This is a genomic window from Gemmatimonadota bacterium (genome assembly GCA_040388535.1).
Lineage (GTDB): Bacteria > Gemmatimonadota > Gemmatimonadetes > Gemmatimonadales > GWC2-71-9 > Palsa-1233.
The window spans coordinates 999,628-1,014,614 of record JAZKBR010000002.1 but is presented as its reverse complement, the minus strand read 5'-3'; the positions used below and the strand labels follow the sequence as shown (position 1 = coordinate 1,014,614).

Here is a 14,987-nt window from a genome sequence, read left to right as displayed (position 1 = left end):
GCGACCGCCCCTCATCTGTCATCTGTCATCCGTCATCCTTCCCCCCTTGTGCCCCGCGACGCGTTTCCTATCTTACTGACCAGTCAGTTAGTAAAAAGGAGCCGTACCGATGTCTGCAGCCCCGAAAACCGCCCAGCGATTCCAGCGCCGACCCGAGGCCCGACCTGAGGAACTCCTCGATTCGGCCCTCACCGTCTTCGGCGAGCGCGGCTACCGGGCGACCACCCTGGAAGAGGTCGCCAAGCACGCCGGCGTTTCAAAGGGCACGGTCTACCTCTACTTCGCCTCCAAGGACGACCTCTTCAGGGCGATGGTCGAGAAGAACGTCATCGCGATGATCGAATCGGCCGAGGCGCGGGTGCGGGAGCACACCGGCTCGGCGGCCGAGTTGCTGGAGACGATGATGCGGACGATGTGGGCCAAGCTGTCGAAGTCCCAGATGGTCTGCGTCACTCGTCTGGTACAGAGTGAGCTGCCGCAATTTCCCGAGATTCAACGCTACTACTGGGAAAACGTGATCGTGCGGCACCGCCGGCTGCTGCGGGCTATCGTCGATCGCGGCATCGCCAGCGGCGAATTCCGCCCCGAGGCGGTCGCGATGGTGCCGACGATGGTGCCGGCGCTGATCGTCCAGCTCAACCACGTTCGCGCGCTCTTCGGCGGGCTCGACCCCGACGGACCGACGCCCGAGGATCAGATCGAGTCGATCCTGTCACTCGTCTTCGATGGCATCCGTCAGCGCCCGGCGCTGGCGCAGGAATAGAGGGGATACATGCGGTCCACGTTCAAGTTCATTGCCGGTGCAATTGCCGCGATCTCCCTGCTGGGGACGCCGGCACCCGCCGCCGCACAGTCCACTGCCATCACGCTCGCCGACGCGATCGCCCGTGGCCGCAGCAACGGCATCCAGGGATCGCTCGCGCGTCTCTCTGCTCGCGCTGTGGATGTGCGCCGTACGCAGCGGGGCGCCGATTTCCTGCCGAGCATCACGGGCAATGCGGTCGCGATCCGCCAGACCGTGAACCTGACCGAGTTCGGGCTCTCCTTCCCGGGTGTGCCGGAAGTGACCGACCCGTTCACGGTTTATCGCTTCAAGCTCGGGGCCGAGCAGCTGCTCTTCTCGCAGGCAACAATCCAGCGGCTGCACGCGGCAAGAGACACGGCACTCGCCGCGAACCTCGATGCGGCGCGCGTCGGTGAAATCAGCGCTGCCACCGCCGGCGTCGCGTGGCTGCGGCTTGCCGCTGCCGAAGGTCGAGTGCACGGCAGCGAGACCGATTCGGTGACGGCGGCAGCGCTGCTCGAGATCGCGCGCTCGCAGGTCGATGCCGGCACGGCACCGCGAATCGATCGGACCCGCACCGAAACGCAGCTCGCGGCCACGCGCAGCCGACTCGCTGTCGCGCGCAACGAGCGCGACCGGGCCGAGCTCGATCTGGCCCGCGCGCTCGACCTGCCGGTAAGCACACAGGTAACCACCGCGGGCGATCCTACGGTCGCGATCAACGGCCTGCCGAGCAACATCGACTCGGCCGTGGCGATGGCGAAAGCGCGGCGTCAGGACCTCGCCGCAGAACGGCAGCGGACCGCCTTGGCGGAACGGAACCTCAGCGCCATCAAGGCGGAGTTCATTCCGGCGCTCGGCCTGAGCGGAGGCGTCGGTACCTCGGGTGTCGGGCTCGACAAGCTCGCCGGCACCTGGAACGTCGGCATCGGTCTCTCGTGGCCGATCTTCGATGGCTTCCGGCGCGAACGGCGGGCCGATGAACAGCGCCTGAAAATCGATGCGCAGAAGCTCCGCCTCCACGATCTCGAGTCGCAGATCGAGGCCGATGCGCGTCAGGCCGCGCTCGACATCGCCTCTGCCAACAGCCAGATCGTGATTGCCCAGGATCATCTCCGGCTCGCCGAGCAGGAGTTGCAGGAAGCACGCGAACGTTTCGCTGCCGGTGTCACCGGGAGCGTGGAGACCACGAACGCGCAGGCTGATGTAGCCAATGCCCGCGACGTCCTCATCCAGGCCCGCATTGCTGCGGGCGCTGCGCAGGTGAGTGCCGCCAAGGCGCTCGGCTTGCTCGACCAGGTGCACTGACCGGCGCTGCGCCGGAGGATTCGAAGAATGGCAAATCGTACCCCCGTCATCGTGCTCTCATTGGTCGCGCTCGGCGCGGCCGCCTGGGGCGGCAAGAACCTGCTCTACTCGCGCACGCACGTCGTGACCGACAATGCGCAGGTGGATGGCCGCCTGCTGCCGATCGCGAGCAAGGTGCAGGGCTTCATCAGCCGGGTGCCGGTTGAAGACAATCAGGTGGTCAAGGCCGGCGACACGCTGCTGGTGCTCGACGCGCGCGATCTCGATGCTCGCATCGATCAGGCGAAGGCCGACCTCGACGCGGCTCTCGCGATGGCCGGCAACGGCAAGCACGGCGGGCAGCTCTCGGCGCAGCTCGCCGCGGCGCAGGCCACGGCTGCGGGTTCGGGCGCCACGGTGCAGAGCGCCGAGGTCAACGTGCGGAAGGCAAAGGCCGACCTGGAGCGCATTCGCGGACTTGCGGCCAAGCAGATCGTGGCGGCCCAGCAGCTCGATGCCGCGCAGGCCGCCTATGATGCTGCCGCCGCGACGCTCGAGGCCACCAAGCGCGGGCAGTCGGCGACGCAGGCGCAGGTCGGCGTGGCGAGTGCCGCGCTCACTGGTGCCGATGCGCGAGTCGCTTCGGCGCGCGCCGCGCTCGAAACGGCGCAGGTGCAGCGGGGCTGGGCGGTGATCGTGTCGCCGATGGCCGCGATCGTCACCAAGCGCAGTGTCGAGCCGGGTGCACTGCTGCAGCCGGGGCAGACCGCGATGATGCTGGTGCCGATCGAGGACATCTGGGTCACGGCCAACGTGAAGGAGACCAAGCTGGGTCACGTGGCGGTGGGCGATACGGTGGAGTTCACGGTCGACAGCTATGGCGATCATCAGTTCCGCGGCACGGTCGAGAGTCTCTCGCCGGCCACCGGCGCGAAGTTCGCGCTGCTGCCGCCCGACAACGCGACGGGCAACTTCACCAAGGTGGTGCAGAACGTCCCGGTGCGGATCGCGATCGTGGGCCCGCGTGACCCGAAGTATCCGCTCCGCCCGGGGATGTCGGTCGACGTGTCGATCCGGATCGCGAAGTAAGCCGTGGCGTCCATCGCATTGCCGCAGGCCGAGCCACGCAGCCGGGAAGCGATCTACAAGGCGCGCTTCCTGATTGCCTTCGCCGTGACGCTGGCGTCGGTCCTCGAACTGGTCGACACCAGCATCGTCAACGTCGCGATTCCGCACATGATGGGGAATCTCGGCGCGACGCTGCACGAGATCGCCTGGGTCAGCACGGCGTACATCGTGGCCAACGTCATCGTGCTGCCGATGACGTCATTTCTCTCTGACACCTTTGGTCGCAGGAACTATTACACCGGTTCGATCGTGCTGTTCACGGTCGCCTCGTTCTTCTGCGGCCACGCCGGCTCGCTCGAGGGACTGGTCTTCTGGCGCGTGATTCAGGGACTCGGCGGCGGTGCACTGATCTCCACGGCCCAGGCGATTCTCTTCGACGTCTTCCCCAAGGAAGAGCGCGGCACCTCGACGGCGATCTTCGGCGTCGGCGTGATGGTGGGGCCGCTCCTTGGGCCGACACTCGGCGGCTGGCTCACCGAGAACTATTCGTGGCCGTGGATCTTCTACATCAATCTCCCGCTGGGCGTGATCGCGGGATACCTCTGCTGGCGCCACGTGCCGGAACCGTCGGTCACGGTGGAGCGGCACGGCATCGACTGGTACGGCCTGCTCTTCCTCGCCCTCGGCGTCGGCTCCTTGCAGATCATGCTCGAGCGCGGGGAACAGAACGACTGGTTCGCCTCGCGCGAGACGGTGATCGAGGCGATCCTCGCAGCGTTCGGCCTGATCTCGTTCGTCTGGCGCGAACTGGCCACCGAACATCCGATGGTCGACATCCGGATTCTCAAGAACCGGCAGCTCGCCGTGGGCGTCTTCTTCGGGCTGGTGCTCGGCTTTGCGCTCTACGCCTCAACGTTTGCGCTACCGGTGTTCCTGCAGGGGCTGCTGCACTACTCGGCGTGGGATACCGGCAAGGTGATGTTCCCGGGAGCGATTGCGAGCGCGATCACGATGGCCGTCGTCGGGAAGATGGCGCCCAAGATCGACGTGCGACCGCTGGTGGTCACCGGCGTGCTGCTCTATCTCTGGTCGATGGCGCTGCACTGGCAGTTCACGATGGAGATCGGGCTGCACGACACGCTGTTCCCGATCATCATCCGCGGGATCGGGATGGGGCTGGTGTTCGTGCCGCTCACCGGACTCACGGTGGCACAGCTCAAGCCGCAGCAGATGGCGCAGGGGACGGGGCTGTTCAACCTCGCACGCCAGCTGGGTGGCTCGATGGGAATCGCCGTGGCCGCGACGCTGGTCACGCGTTTCACCGAGCATGCGCGCGACGGGCTGCTGCCACACCTCGACGCCTCGAACCCGATCGTCGCGAACTGGCTGTCGGGGGTCACCCAGGCGATGAGTCACGCCGGCGCGTCGATGCAGGAGGCGCAGGCCCGCGCCTATCAGCTGCTCGCGATGAAGGTACAGCAGCAGGCGTCGCTGCTGGCGTACGACAAGCTGTACCTGACGATGGGGCTGGTGTTCACGGCGGCGCTGCCGTTACTGCTGGCGTTCAAGACGGGAAGGGTGACGGGGAAGGTGGAGACGCACTGAGGAGAAGGGAGAAGGGAGAAGGGAGAAGGGCACCGGAGGGTGTCACCCTGAGCGTAGCGAGGGGGCGAAGCGTCGGCTTGGGCCGGGACTCCGCCCCCTCACTTCGTTCAGGGCGATAGCCCATCCCCCGTCCCTCTCGCTGCCAGCTCGCGCGGCGCTAGCGAGAGATCGCTGCGGCTTGGATCAGCGCCGTCGCGAAGGTCACGCCCTCCGCGAAGGACTTCGCTGGTATCCTCTCATCTTTCCCGTGCATCCGTGATTCGCCGGTCGGCATTGCGATGCCGGTGAGGCCGTAGACCGGGATCCCGGCGTTGCGGAAGAAGAGGCCGTCGGTGGCGCCGTTCTCCTGCACCGGGAAGAATGGGAGGGCGTGACCCCACGTTTCGATGGCTGCGCTGTTGATGAGCTCGAGGCGGCTCGGCAGCAGTGGTGACGGCGGCGAGGGTTTCGCGTCGGTCACGATGTCGAACGTGACGGCCGTGTCGTGCACCACGCGCTTGAGCGTGGCCAGCGCCGCGACAGCGCTCTCCCCTGGAATCAACCGACAGTTCACCGTTGCGCGGGCCAGCGCCGGGAGCGCGTTCTCAGCGTGGCCCCCGGCGAGCATCGTCGGGATGCAGGTGGTCCGCAGAATGGCGTTGTAGCCGGGGGAGCGGGCGGCGAGTCGCTCAGCCGCCGCCTGGTTCAGCGGAAGGGCGATGGCCGCCCGGATGGCTGAGGCTTCGGCGGCAGACACGTACTTCGCCTGCGCGGCGAGCTGCGCCCGGGTGACCTCGGAGAGGTGAATCGGAAAACGATATGCCTGCAACCGGCCGAGGGCGGTGGCGAGGCGATAGATGGCGTTGTCGGCACGAGGGAGCGAAGAGTGGCCGCCGGCGTTGTGCACGCTCAATGAGACCGTGTAGTAGACCTTCTCGGAACTCTGCAATTCCAGCCACTTCAATGCCCCGCCATCGATGACCGGCCCGCCGGCGTCGAAGTTGAAGACAAATTCGGCGTCGACGAGTTCACGGTGATTGGTGACGAGCCAGGACGCACCGGGTACGTCGCCGTTCTCCTCTCCCGACGTCAGCGCGAGAATGATGTCCCGCTCGGGCTTCTGCGGGCTCCGCGCCAGTGCGAGCATCCCCGCGATCAGCGTGGCGCCGGGACCCTTGTCGTCGGCGGTCCCGCGACCGTAGAGCCAGCCATCCTGCTCCGTCAGCGTGAAGGGGTCGAGCGACCAGTCTTCGCGCAGCGCATCGACGACATCGAGGTGCGACAGGAAGAGCACCGGCTTCGCCTTGCCGGTGCCGCGGATGCGCACCACGAGGTTGCGATGCCGCTCGGCCGCGCCGATGACGATCACGTCGGCCGCAGGGATGCCGGCGGCGCGGAAGCGCGCGGCGAGTTTCTCGGCGAGCGGGGTGACGTCGCCGCGGACTTCCGAGGTGTTCATCCCGACCATTTCGGCGAGGATCTCGCGGGCTTCGCGCTGGGCCGGGGTGGGTTGCTGGGCGAGCAGCGGCGTGGCGCAGAGGACGAGGAGCGTGGTCGGAAGGAAGCGCATGCGGAGGTGCTCCGGTACTCGAGGTGTCATCCTGAGCGAAGCCCGCGAGGCGGGCGGAGCGAGGGAGCGGAGCTTCGCTTGAAGGTGCGATCTGCGCCACGCGAGGCGCGGCGCGAGCAGGCCCGTCGGGAAGGTGGGATCGGTGCCGCGCGAGCGCGGCACCACCAACTCACCGGGTCCGTCGGACGTCGATGCGTTGCACTACACTCGCCATGATGGTCTGGCCGCGCAAGCGGGTGGTGATGTCGGATTCGATCCGGCGGGTCCAGGCCAAGGGGCCGCGCGTCGGGCTCCAGGCCATCGCGCCGGACTCGCGACTCTCACCGGCGATGGTGGCCGGAACCGAGTCGCCCACGGCCTCGGTGCGATCCTGCGAGAGACGAAGGCTCCAGCGAAAGCGGCGCATGCCACTCGAATCGGCAGTCCGATGCCACGTGCGCCCGCCTGCATCGATGCTGCCATCGATGGCAAGCTCCGGCGGCAACGGCGGCAGGAAGTCGTCCATCGCGCGGCTCAGATCACTCACCTCGACAATGTCGTCGGGAACGAAGGGTCGCTCGATGAGGGTGGAGCGGCCGATCGAATCGACCAGGAGGCGGTAAAGCCCGCCGACAAAGCCGTCGGTGTCGAGGGTGCGACTGTGACCATCGGCGAGTTCGCTCAGCGTGACGCTGTCGGCACTCACCACCAGCGTGTCACCGTGCAGTGTGCTCGAGAAGTGCGCTTCGCGCGCCACGAGGCGGCGGCGCGAGCTGTTCGAAATCCTTGTGATCGCTTCGGTCCGGATCGATTCGGTGAACGAAGCGCCATCGAGTGCGCGGACGGGATAGCGCGGGGCGAAGAGGAGGGCGAGCAGCCCCCACTTGCCCAAGGCCACGAATTGCGCAAGCGGGGTTGTCTCCCTGAGCGCAGCGAGGGGGCCGAGCATCGCGGTACAGCCGAGCTCCGCCCCCTCACTGCGTTCAGGGTGACAACGACTCATCCCAGGTACGGGTACCGCCAATCCACCGGCGGGTTGCCGAGTTCCTTGATGGTCCGGGCCGAGGTCCAGCGGTAGAGATTGAGGATCGAGCCGGCCTTGTCGTTGGTGCCGCTCGCGCGACCACCGCCAAAGGGCTGCTGACCGACCACTGCTCCGGTGCACTTGTCGTTGACGTAGAAGTTGCCCGCCGCGTGGCGCAGCGCCTCGTTGGCCTGCAACACTGCGCGACGATCCTGCGCGAAGACGGCGCCGGTGAGGGCGTAGTCGGTGGCCGAGTCGACCAGCTGCAGCACCTCATCCCACTTGGCGTCGTCGTAGACATAGGCAGTGAGGATCGGCCCGAAGAACTCTTCCTGCATGAAGCGATGCTTCGGATCGTCGACGCGCAGCAGCGTCGGGTTGATGAACCAGCCGGTGCTACGATCGGAAGTGCCACCTGCAACCACTTCAACGCCGGCATCACTCTTCGCGGCGGTCAGCACGCCATCGAGCTTGGTGAAGGCGCGCTCATCGATCACGGCGCCTACGAAGACCGAGAAGTCGGCCGGGTCGCCGACCTTGATCTTCGCGATCTCTTCCTGCATCCGCTGCTTCACCTTCGGCCAGAGCGACTTGGGGATGTAGCAGCGCGAGGCCGCCGAGCACTTCTGCCCCTGATACTCGAAGGCGCCACGGATGAGGCCGGTAACCAGCGCTTCGACGTCGGCGCTCTGGTGGGCGAGGATGAAGTCCTTGCCACCGGTCTCGCCGACAATGCGCGGGTACGAACGGTACTTGCCGAGCCGCTCGGCGACACCGAGCCAGAGTCCGCGGAAGACCGCCGTGGAGCCAGTGAAGTGGATGCCGGCGAGACGGCGATCATCGAGGAGCGCGGCCGAGGTCTGGACTGAGTCACCCGGGATGAACTGGATCACGCCGGGTGGCAGCCCTGCCTCGCGCAGCATGTCGTAGATCAGCCAGTTCGAGAGAGCGGCCGTGGCCGAAGGCTTCCAGAGCACCACGTTGCCGAGAATCGCCGGCGCGGTCGGGAGGTTGCCTCCGATGGCGGTGAAGTTGAACGGCGTCACCGCGTAGATGAAGCCTTCGAGGGCGCGATGCTCGAGTCGATTCCAGACGCCCGGCACCGAGATCGGCTGCTCGTGCAGCAGGCGCTCGGCGTAGTGGACGTTGAAGCGGAAGAAGTCGGCGAGTTCGCAGGCGGCGTCGATCTCGGCCTGGTGCGGGGTCTTCCCCTGCCCCAGCAGCGTCGCCGCGTTGATCCGGGCGCGCCACGGACCGGCGAGCAGGTCGGCGGCCTTGAGGAAGATCGCGGCGCGATCGACGAAGGGCATCCGCTCCCAGTCACGCTGGGCCGCGACCGCGCCATCCATCGCCTGCTGCAACAGCTCGGGCGTGGTCTGGTGGGTGTTGGCGAGATGATGCTGGTGGTTCTGCGGCGAGGTGACCCGGACCGTCTTGCCGGGACGATGCTCGACGCCGTTGATGACTACCGGGATATCGGTCACGCTGCTGCCCAGGGTCTTGACCGCGGCCTGCAGTGCGGCGCGCTCGGCCGTGCCCGGGGCATAGCTGAGGACCGGTTCGTTGACGGGATTGGGAATGTTGCCGATGGCGCTCATGGGGCTACTCCTGCGGGGTTCTGGTCGGCGGGAAGGGTAGGCCGCCCCCCCGGCCCGAGCAAGGATGCTCATTGGCCCTTCGATCGTTACCTTTGGGGCCGTCACCCAGCTCGACTTCGTCCGGAGAACGACCCGATGCGCCGTCTTGTTCCCTTGCTCGCCCTGACTCTCGGTGTAGCCGCCTGCCCGACCTACGACCGCTACAAGTACGTCGCGGGCCAGGACGGCCTGATGTCGGCCGATGAATACGCCAAGTACGGCCCGGAGCAGGCGATCGCGATGGCCGTCGGCCGGGAGTTCGGCAAGGCCCACGGCGCCGACACCCCCGAGGGCTTCGCCAAGCAGGCCGATGCTGCCCTGGCCTACGCCAAGAAGTTCCCCGAGATCAAGAGCACGGTTCCCGACACGCTCGGCCACCGACTCACGGTGACCTTCGCCAGCGGCTGGGTCTCGCAGGTCTCGCCGATTACCGACGGCAAGTCGGGCGACGAGACCGCAGGACTGCCGAAGCACTAGCACCGCACCCCGGAGGGCCCGCTCGTGTCTGTCCCTCCAGGTCTTACCCCGGAATTCCTCTACCTCCTCAGCGGCGACGAAGAAGATTTCGTCGCCGCCTGCGCTGACCTCCGTCCAGTCGATCTCGCCGAGGCCGTCAACGCGCTGCCGCTCGAAGCGGCCGTGCGTGTCGTGGGGGCGTTGCCGTTCCATCGCGCCGTGCAGGTGCTCGACGAACCGGAGCTCGAACGCCGCGGTGAGATCTTCGAGGCGCTCGACGAGTCGACCTCGGCCGCGCTGCTCGATGGCCTCTCGGCCGACCAGCAGGTCGACCTCTACCGCGAGTTGTCGGATGCCGGCCGCGCGCGGCTGCTGCACTTCCTCCCTGCCCCGACCCGGGACACGCTCCGCACCCTGATGAACTACCCGCCGACATCGGCGGGCGGTCTGATGACGACGGAGTTCGTGGGGGTGCCGAGCACCTGGACCGCGGACGAAGTGAAGAAGCACATCGCCGAGGTCGGCAACGCGAAGGAGACGGTGTACGCCATCTATGTGCTCGAGCCGGGGAGCAACACGCTCGAGCGGGTGATCTCGCTGCGCGAGGTGATGATGGTGCCGGGGCCGACGCGAGTCGCAGGCATCGGCGAGGGACGGAAGCCGCTCACCGTGGGGCCGCTGGTCGATCGAGAGGATGTCGCGCGCCTCATCGGCAAGTACAACCTGCTCGCGATTCCAGTGATCGACGAACGGAACCACGTGCTCGGCATCGTCACGGTTGACGACATCATCGACGCGCTGGTGTCGGAGCAGACCGAGGACGTCCAGAAGTTCGGCGGTATGGAGGCGATCGACGAGCCGTATCTGCAGATCTCGTTCGTCGAGATGCTGCGCAAGCGCGGCGGCTGGCTCGCGGTGCTCTTCGTGGGCGAAACGCTCACGGCGCAGGCGATGGGATATTTCGAGCACGAGATCGCCAAGGCCGCGGTGGTGGCGCTCTTCATCCCGCTGATCATCTCGTCGGGGGGCAATTCAGGATCGCAGGCCACCTCGCTCATCATCCGCGCGATGGCGCTCAAGGAAGTGACGCTGGCCGACTGGTGGCGTGTAGTGGTCCGCGAGCTGCCCTCGGGACTCACGCTGGGCACGATGCTCGGCGGCATAGGCTTCCTGCGGATTACGCTCTGGCAATTCCTCGGCTTCTACGACTACGGCCCGCATTACCTGCTGCTGGGCATGACGGTGTTTCTGTCGCTGATCGGGGTGGTGCTCTTCGGGTCACTCGCCGGATCGATGCTGCCGTTCGTGCTGCGGCGCTTCGGGCTCGACCCGGCGAGTGCGAGCGCGCCGTTCGTGGCGACGCTGGTGGACGTCACCGGACTGGTGATCTACTTCTCGGTGGCGTCGCTGATTCTGCGGGGGACGTTGCTGTAAGAACGAGAAGCGAGAAGGGAGAAGGGGGAAGGGAGATTGTCACCCTGAACGAAGTGAGGGGGCGGAACTCTGCTCCAGAACGATGCTCCGCCCCCTCGCTTCGCTCAGGGTGACACGTCGCTAGTCTCTAGTCCGGGTGCGCCTCGCCGCCCATCTTGTCGACTCCTCCCATCATCTCGCCCATCATCTTCCAGTGGTCCCACCCCATCAGCTTGTCCTTGGGATTCCGCATCTCGGCGAGCTGCTTGCGGATCTCGCTCCCCTTGGCGCTGCGTGACATCGTGGTCGAAGCGAGGATGTCGCTGATGATGTCGTGCGTCATATGGAGGTTGTCGAAGATCGCGGCGGCGCGCGGATGCGCGGCGCTGAAGCGTGGCGCCACTGCTGATGTCATCGGCATCACGGTCGGGAATCGCGCCGGATCGGCCACCATCTGCCGGAAGCGGCGCACCACTCCGTCGACGCCGGCACGGCGGTCGGCCGCGGTCTTGCCCGCAAGGAATGGCTCGTAGAGTCCGACCTGCAGCCAGTGATAGGCCCAGATCAGCCCGTTGAACTTCGGCTGCTCTTTACGGAAGCGTTGCGAGAAGGGCTGGTCATCCATCAACTCCATCGCCTTGGGCACGGCAGCGAAGGCGTAATCGGCATCGCTGAGATAGGCGTCGGTCACGCGCTCGATGAGCGAATCGCGCCGCGCGGGGGCAAGCCGTTCATCGGCATAGAGATCGTAGATCTGGCGATGCAGCAGGTGGGCCCAGTCGAAGGCCTGCTTCGCGGGCCACGCAAAGCGGGCGTAGTGCGGCATCACCGCTTCTTCGGCGATCGAGAACTTCGGCGGATGGACCAGCAGGTCGCGCGTGAGGAAGTCGAAGTCGGTCGCCAGCGCCGCGGTGGCCCGATCATTCGGCAGCGTGAGCAGCCGCTCGTAGAGGATCGCGTGGCCGTAGTCGAAGGCGTGGAAGAGCTTCGCCGCATCGGGATACTGCTTCAGGAACTGCCAGTTGAAGGAACCCGGGTAATACATCGATTCGTCGCGACCGTCTTGCGCCGCCAGCGTCAGCGGCGACGCGAGCAGCAGCGCGAGTGCGAGGGTGCGGATCATTTCGCACCTCGCGGCCAGAGGGCGGCGATGCCGAAGGCGTGCGACAGCCCCAGGGTGAGGGAGCGTTCATTGCCGTCGTCTCGGGAGATGGATGTCGCGACGCCCAGGTCAAAGACCAGAGTCGGCGCGAGCTGCGCGCGGAGGCCGGTCGCGGCCGCCCACTCGAAGGCGCCACCGACGACCGACTGGGCCGCGCGCACCTCAAGCAGGAAGAGGGTACTCCGGCGAATCGAGAGCAGGTCAGCGGCCAGCGAACCGCCCCAGCGCGGCGCGGCCTCGGCGGCGGGGAGTGAGCTGCCGTCGCCGAAACCATGCACAACGTTGAGGTGGGTTCGGAAGCGGCCCCAGCTGCGCGTCGCGATCGCCTTCAGTGCCACGGTGGCGCGATCCCCTGCAGCGGCGCCGCCGGGAAAGGCGACATCGGCTCGAAGCGCGAACCCGGGGAGGGCAGCGGTTTCGGAATTGAAGCTGTAGAAGGCGTAGGCGCGCGGCCCGGCGATGCCGCCGCCATCTCCGAGCAGCACCGGCAGCTTGCCGCCGATCATCGCGTTGCGGAAGATCCCCCACCCCAGCTCCGGCGTGACCACGCTCTCGCTGCGCCCCGCCACGCGAGAGATCGCCACGGGCACCATCAGCTCGAAGCCGCGATGCTCGATGGGCCAGGCATCCTCGGTCGCGATGGGTCGGCCATCGTCGAGGTTGCGGTAGTCGGTCTGGGCGGAGAGCGGAGCGGCGAGGAGGAGCGAGAGCAGGAGGGTAAGTCGCATGAGAGAGAAGATAGGGGAAGGGGGAAGGGGGAAGGGAGGAACAGATGTCACTCGATGATCGGGCCGTATCGCGCTCTTCCCCCTTCTCCCTTCCCCTCACCTTAGATTCCCCCCATGGCAAAACCCCGCACGCTCGGCTGGCTCGCCCTCATCGTCGCCTTCTTTGCGTTCCTCGCCTGGACCACGCTCTCGGCCCAGAAGGTGGAATGCGATGTCTGCGTGGAATTCAACGGCGGGAACAACTGCGCCAAGGCGTCGCACGAGACCGAGGCCGAGGCGACGCGGGCGGCGCATTCGACGGCGTGCGGCCCGCTGGCCCACGGGATGAACGAAACCATCGCCTGCGACAACCGGCCGGCGATCAGCACGCGGTGCCGGACGAAATAGTCCCGCTGGCCCCTTCCGCCCCGACTTTCGCCATTACATTAGACGACTGCTCAATCGGTGGGGGGCCCCTGCCCTCGATCCGGTTGCACCGATGGTCGTAAGGCGAAACCAGGAATGGACTTGCGATGGGTCTGACGGACGCGGATCGGGTCATGGGTCGAAAGGTCGAGGTCCTCAAGGATCTCGAGCCTCAGGTAAAGGGGTGGATGGCGGAGCACGAGGAGAAGCGGGAGCTCTGGTTCCCCCACGACCTCCTGTCCCCCGAAGCCGGCACCGACCCCGAAGAACATCGCCAGGTCCTGATCGAACGGGTCAAGGGCTTCCCCGATGCCTGCCGTGCCGCGCTCGCGCTGAATACGCTCACCGAAGAAGGGCTGCCGCACTTCCATCGTCTGCTTGCCGTGTACCTCGGCGACGACTCGCACTGGCGCCTCTGGAACGATCTCTGGACTGCCGAAGAGGATCGCCACGGGGCGGTGCTCTCCGACTACATGCGCGATACCGGCGCGGTCGATCAGCGCCGGATCGAAGAACTCAAGTTCGAATACATCAAGGCCGGCTTCCATCCCGAGTGGGACAAGGATCCGTACCGGGTCTTTGTCTACACCACGCTGCAGGAGCGGGCGACGCAGTATTCGCACGCCAACACCGGTCGCGTCATCGGCGAATACGAACCGGTGCTCGGCGGCATTCTCGCCAAGATCGCGATGGAAGAGGCACGCCACTTCACCTTCTATCGCAGGGTGTTCAGCGAAATTCTCAAGCGCGATCCGAGCGAGGCACTGCGCTCGGCGGCGCACATCATGCCGGCTATTGATATGCCCGGGATCACGATCCCCGGCTTCAAGGAATTCGCCGACGTGATCCGTCGTTCGGGCATCTACGGCCCGCGCGACTACCTGAAGATCGTGCAGGAACAGCTGGCGCACTGGCGGATCGAGACGCTCGAGGGGCTCGACGAGTGGGGCCGCAAGGCGCAGGAACGGCTGCTCGAAGTGCCGGCACGGCTGCTGCGCATCGCCGACCTGATGGAGACCCGCGCCCGCGCGAAGACCTTCGCCTTCGACGTGGCGTTCGCGCGCGAATTCGTGATGGAGTGAGCTGGTGAATCCTGGTATCGTCGCCGCCTACATCGATCTCGGCGTCCGCCTCTTCGTGGCGGGCGCCTTCGCCTTGTCGGCCGTGGTGGCGCTGACCCACTGGGCCGTGCGCAGCGGCAAGCTGCAGCCGTTCAGCGGCTGGCCCCGCTTCGTCCGCGGCTGGAGCGACCCGCTGCTCAAGCCGGTCGAGAAGCGGCTGGTCCGCGCGGGCGGCAACCCGCAGAGCGCGCCGCTCTGGCTGGTCGGCCTCACCGTGCTGGGCGGGCTCGCGCTGATCTCGCTGGTCCGCTGGCTCATCGGGTTCATTTTCGGGCTGCTGGCCCTGGCCTCGAACCCGGCCGGGCTGCTGCTCCCGACGATCGTGCATTACACCTTCTCGCTGCTGATCGGCGCCCTGATGGTCCGAGTGATCGGCTCCTGGTTTGGGCTGGGGCCGCACAACCGCTTCATGCGGATCTTCTACATCCTCACCGACTGGCTGGTGGAGCCACTCCAGCGGGTGCTCCCCAACGTCGGGATGTTCGATATCAGTCCCCTCGTGGCGTATCTCGTGCTATCATTGGCGAGGACGCTGGTGCTCAATGCGTTTTGGGGATAGCCCGCCCTATCGAGATGCCAGACCCGCGACCGGTGGTGCCGCGCTTGCGCGGCACCGGTTTCCGAAGCAAAGGGAGCTCAAGCTCCGATTGACGCGATGACCGGTGCCGCCCAAGGGCGGCACCAACAATTGATTCCCGTGGCGATTTCCCGCGACTTGCGGCCACGTTAAATAATTCGCTAAGACGCCGCCCGGGGGCGACCGTCTGAC

The 14,987-nt window shown here is 66.6% G+C and carries 14 protein-coding genes and 1 riboswitch; of the genes, 9 read left to right on the top strand and 5 right to left on the bottom strand.

From position 1 onward, the window contains the following. Positions 1–109: 109 nt before the first annotated feature. From V4558_08110 to V4558_08095, 4 genes are read left to right on the top strand one after another with little or no spacing between them, the layout of a single operon-like run. Complete coding sequence (locus tag V4558_08110; GenBank protein ID MES2305456.1) at positions 110–763, top strand: TetR/AcrR family transcriptional regulator; 654 nt, start codon at positions 110–112, stop codon at positions 761–763. 9 nt (positions 764–772) lie between these two features. After that, positions 773–2,092, top strand: coding sequence for a TolC family protein (locus V4558_08105; protein MES2305455.1), 1,320 nt, complete (start codon positions 773–775; stop codon positions 2,090–2,092). 27 nt (positions 2,093–2,119) lie between these two features. Then, on the top strand, positions 2,120–3,160 hold the full coding sequence (locus V4558_08100) for an HlyD family secretion protein (GenBank protein ID MES2305454.1): 1,041 nt from the start codon (positions 2,120–2,122) through the stop codon (positions 3,158–3,160). A 3-nt stretch (positions 3,161–3,163) separates the two neighbouring features. Further along, on the top strand, positions 3,164–4,744 hold the full coding sequence (locus V4558_08095) for a DHA2 family efflux MFS transporter permease subunit (GenBank protein ID MES2305453.1): 1,581 nt from the start codon (positions 3,164–3,166) through the stop codon (positions 4,742–4,744). A 157-nt stretch (positions 4,745–4,901) separates the two neighbouring features. Here V4558_08095 and V4558_08090 read toward each other — a convergent pair whose 3' ends face one another. From V4558_08090 to pruA, 3 genes are all read right to left on the bottom strand, one after another. Beyond that, entirely contained in the window at positions 4,902–6,293 is a 1,392-nt protein-coding gene (locus V4558_08090) for a M20/M25/M40 family metallo-hydrolase (GenBank protein ID MES2305452.1), read from the bottom strand. Positions 6,294–6,462: 169 nt separating this feature from the next. Next, positions 6,463–7,221: a hypothetical protein gene (locus V4558_08085; GenBank protein MES2305451.1), complete on the bottom strand. Its 759-nt coding sequence runs from the start codon at positions 7,219–7,221 to the stop codon at positions 6,463–6,465. Positions 7,222–7,271: 50 nt separating this feature from the next. Then, on the bottom strand, positions 7,272–8,894 hold the full coding sequence (pruA, locus tag V4558_08080) for an L-glutamate gamma-semialdehyde dehydrogenase (protein ID MES2305450.1): 1,623 nt from the start codon (positions 8,892–8,894) through the stop codon (positions 7,272–7,274). Positions 8,895–9,029: 135 nt separating this feature from the next. On the opposite strand from pruA, the gene V4558_08075 reads away from it, so the two are divergent. Both V4558_08075 and mgtE read left to right on the top strand, forming a co-directional pair. Beyond that, complete coding sequence (locus V4558_08075) at positions 9,030–9,410, top strand: hypothetical protein (GenBank protein ID MES2305449.1); 381 nt, start codon at positions 9,030–9,032, stop codon at positions 9,408–9,410. Between the two features lie 24 nt (positions 9,411–9,434). Next, positions 9,435–10,823 carry a magnesium transporter gene (gene mgtE / locus V4558_08070; protein ID MES2305448.1) on the top strand — a complete coding sequence of 463 codons (1,389 nt, stop codon included), beginning with the start codon at positions 9,435–9,437 and terminating at the stop codon, positions 10,821–10,823. A 127-nt stretch (positions 10,824–10,950) separates the two neighbouring features. Here mgtE and V4558_08065 read toward each other — a convergent pair whose 3' ends face one another. Both V4558_08065 and V4558_08060 read right to left on the bottom strand, forming a co-directional pair. After that, entirely contained in the window at positions 10,951–11,925 is a 975-nt protein-coding gene (locus V4558_08065; protein MES2305447.1) for a hypothetical protein, read from the bottom strand. Beyond that, complete coding sequence (locus V4558_08060) at positions 11,922–12,692, bottom strand: hypothetical protein (GenBank protein ID MES2305446.1); 771 nt, start codon at positions 12,690–12,692, stop codon at positions 11,922–11,924. The genes V4558_08065 and V4558_08060 overlap by 4 nt, the downstream gene beginning before the upstream one ends. Positions 12,693–12,806: 114 nt before the next feature. Between V4558_08060 and V4558_08055 the strand changes: the two genes are divergently transcribed. From V4558_08055 to V4558_08045, 3 genes are all read left to right on the top strand, one after another. Beyond that, entirely contained in the window at positions 12,807–13,079 is a 273-nt protein-coding gene (locus V4558_08055) for a hypothetical protein (protein MES2305445.1), read from the top strand. Positions 13,080–13,231: 152 nt separating this feature from the next. Further along, a complete protein-coding gene (locus tag V4558_08050) occupies positions 13,232–14,179 on the top strand; it encodes an acyl-ACP desaturase (protein MES2305444.1) in 948 nt (315 codons plus the stop codon). A 4-nt stretch (positions 14,180–14,183) separates the two neighbouring features. Further along, complete coding sequence (locus V4558_08045; GenBank protein MES2305443.1) at positions 14,184–14,777, top strand: YggT family protein; 594 nt, start codon at positions 14,184–14,186, stop codon at positions 14,775–14,777. 128 nt (positions 14,778–14,905) lie between these two features. Continuing rightward, positions 14,906–14,980, top strand: a riboswitch (SAM riboswitch). Positions 14,981–14,987 lie beyond the last annotated feature (7 nt).

Bases quoted from the DNA above. Each gene is read 5' to 3' on its own strand.
- V4558_08110 (MES2305456.1), top strand. From the start codon at position 110: ATGTCTGCAGCCCCGAAAACCGCCCAGCGATTCCAGCGCCGACCCGAG.
- V4558_08105 (MES2305455.1), top strand. From the start codon at position 773: ATGCGGTCCACGTTCAAGTTCATTGCCGGTGCAATTGCCGCGATCTCC.
- V4558_08100 (MES2305454.1), top strand. From the start codon at position 2,120: ATGGCAAATCGTACCCCCGTCATCGTGCTCTCATTGGTCGCGCTCGGC.
- V4558_08090 (MES2305452.1), bottom strand. From the start codon at position 6,293: ATGCGCTTCCTTCCGACCACGCTCCTCGTCCTCTGCGCCACGCCGCTG.
- V4558_08085 (MES2305451.1), bottom strand. From the start codon at position 7,221: ATGCTCGGCCCCCTCGCTGCGCTCAGGGAGACAACCCCGCTTGCGCAA.
- pruA (MES2305450.1), bottom strand. From the start codon at position 8,894: ATGAGCGCCATCGGCAACATTCCCAATCCCGTCAACGAACCGGTCCTC.
- V4558_08075 (MES2305449.1), top strand. From the start codon at position 9,030: ATGCGCCGTCTTGTTCCCTTGCTCGCCCTGACTCTCGGTGTAGCCGCC.
- V4558_08065 (MES2305447.1), bottom strand. From the start codon at position 11,925: ATGATCCGCACCCTCGCACTCGCGCTGCTGCTCGCGTCGCCGCTGACG.
- V4558_08060 (MES2305446.1), bottom strand. From the start codon at position 12,692: ATGCGACTTACCCTCCTGCTCTCGCTCCTCCTCGCCGCTCCGCTCTCC.
- V4558_08055 (MES2305445.1), top strand. From the start codon at position 12,807: ATGGCAAAACCCCGCACGCTCGGCTGGCTCGCCCTCATCGTCGCCTTC.
- V4558_08050 (MES2305444.1), top strand. From the start codon at position 13,232: ATGGGTCGAAAGGTCGAGGTCCTCAAGGATCTCGAGCCTCAGGTAAAG.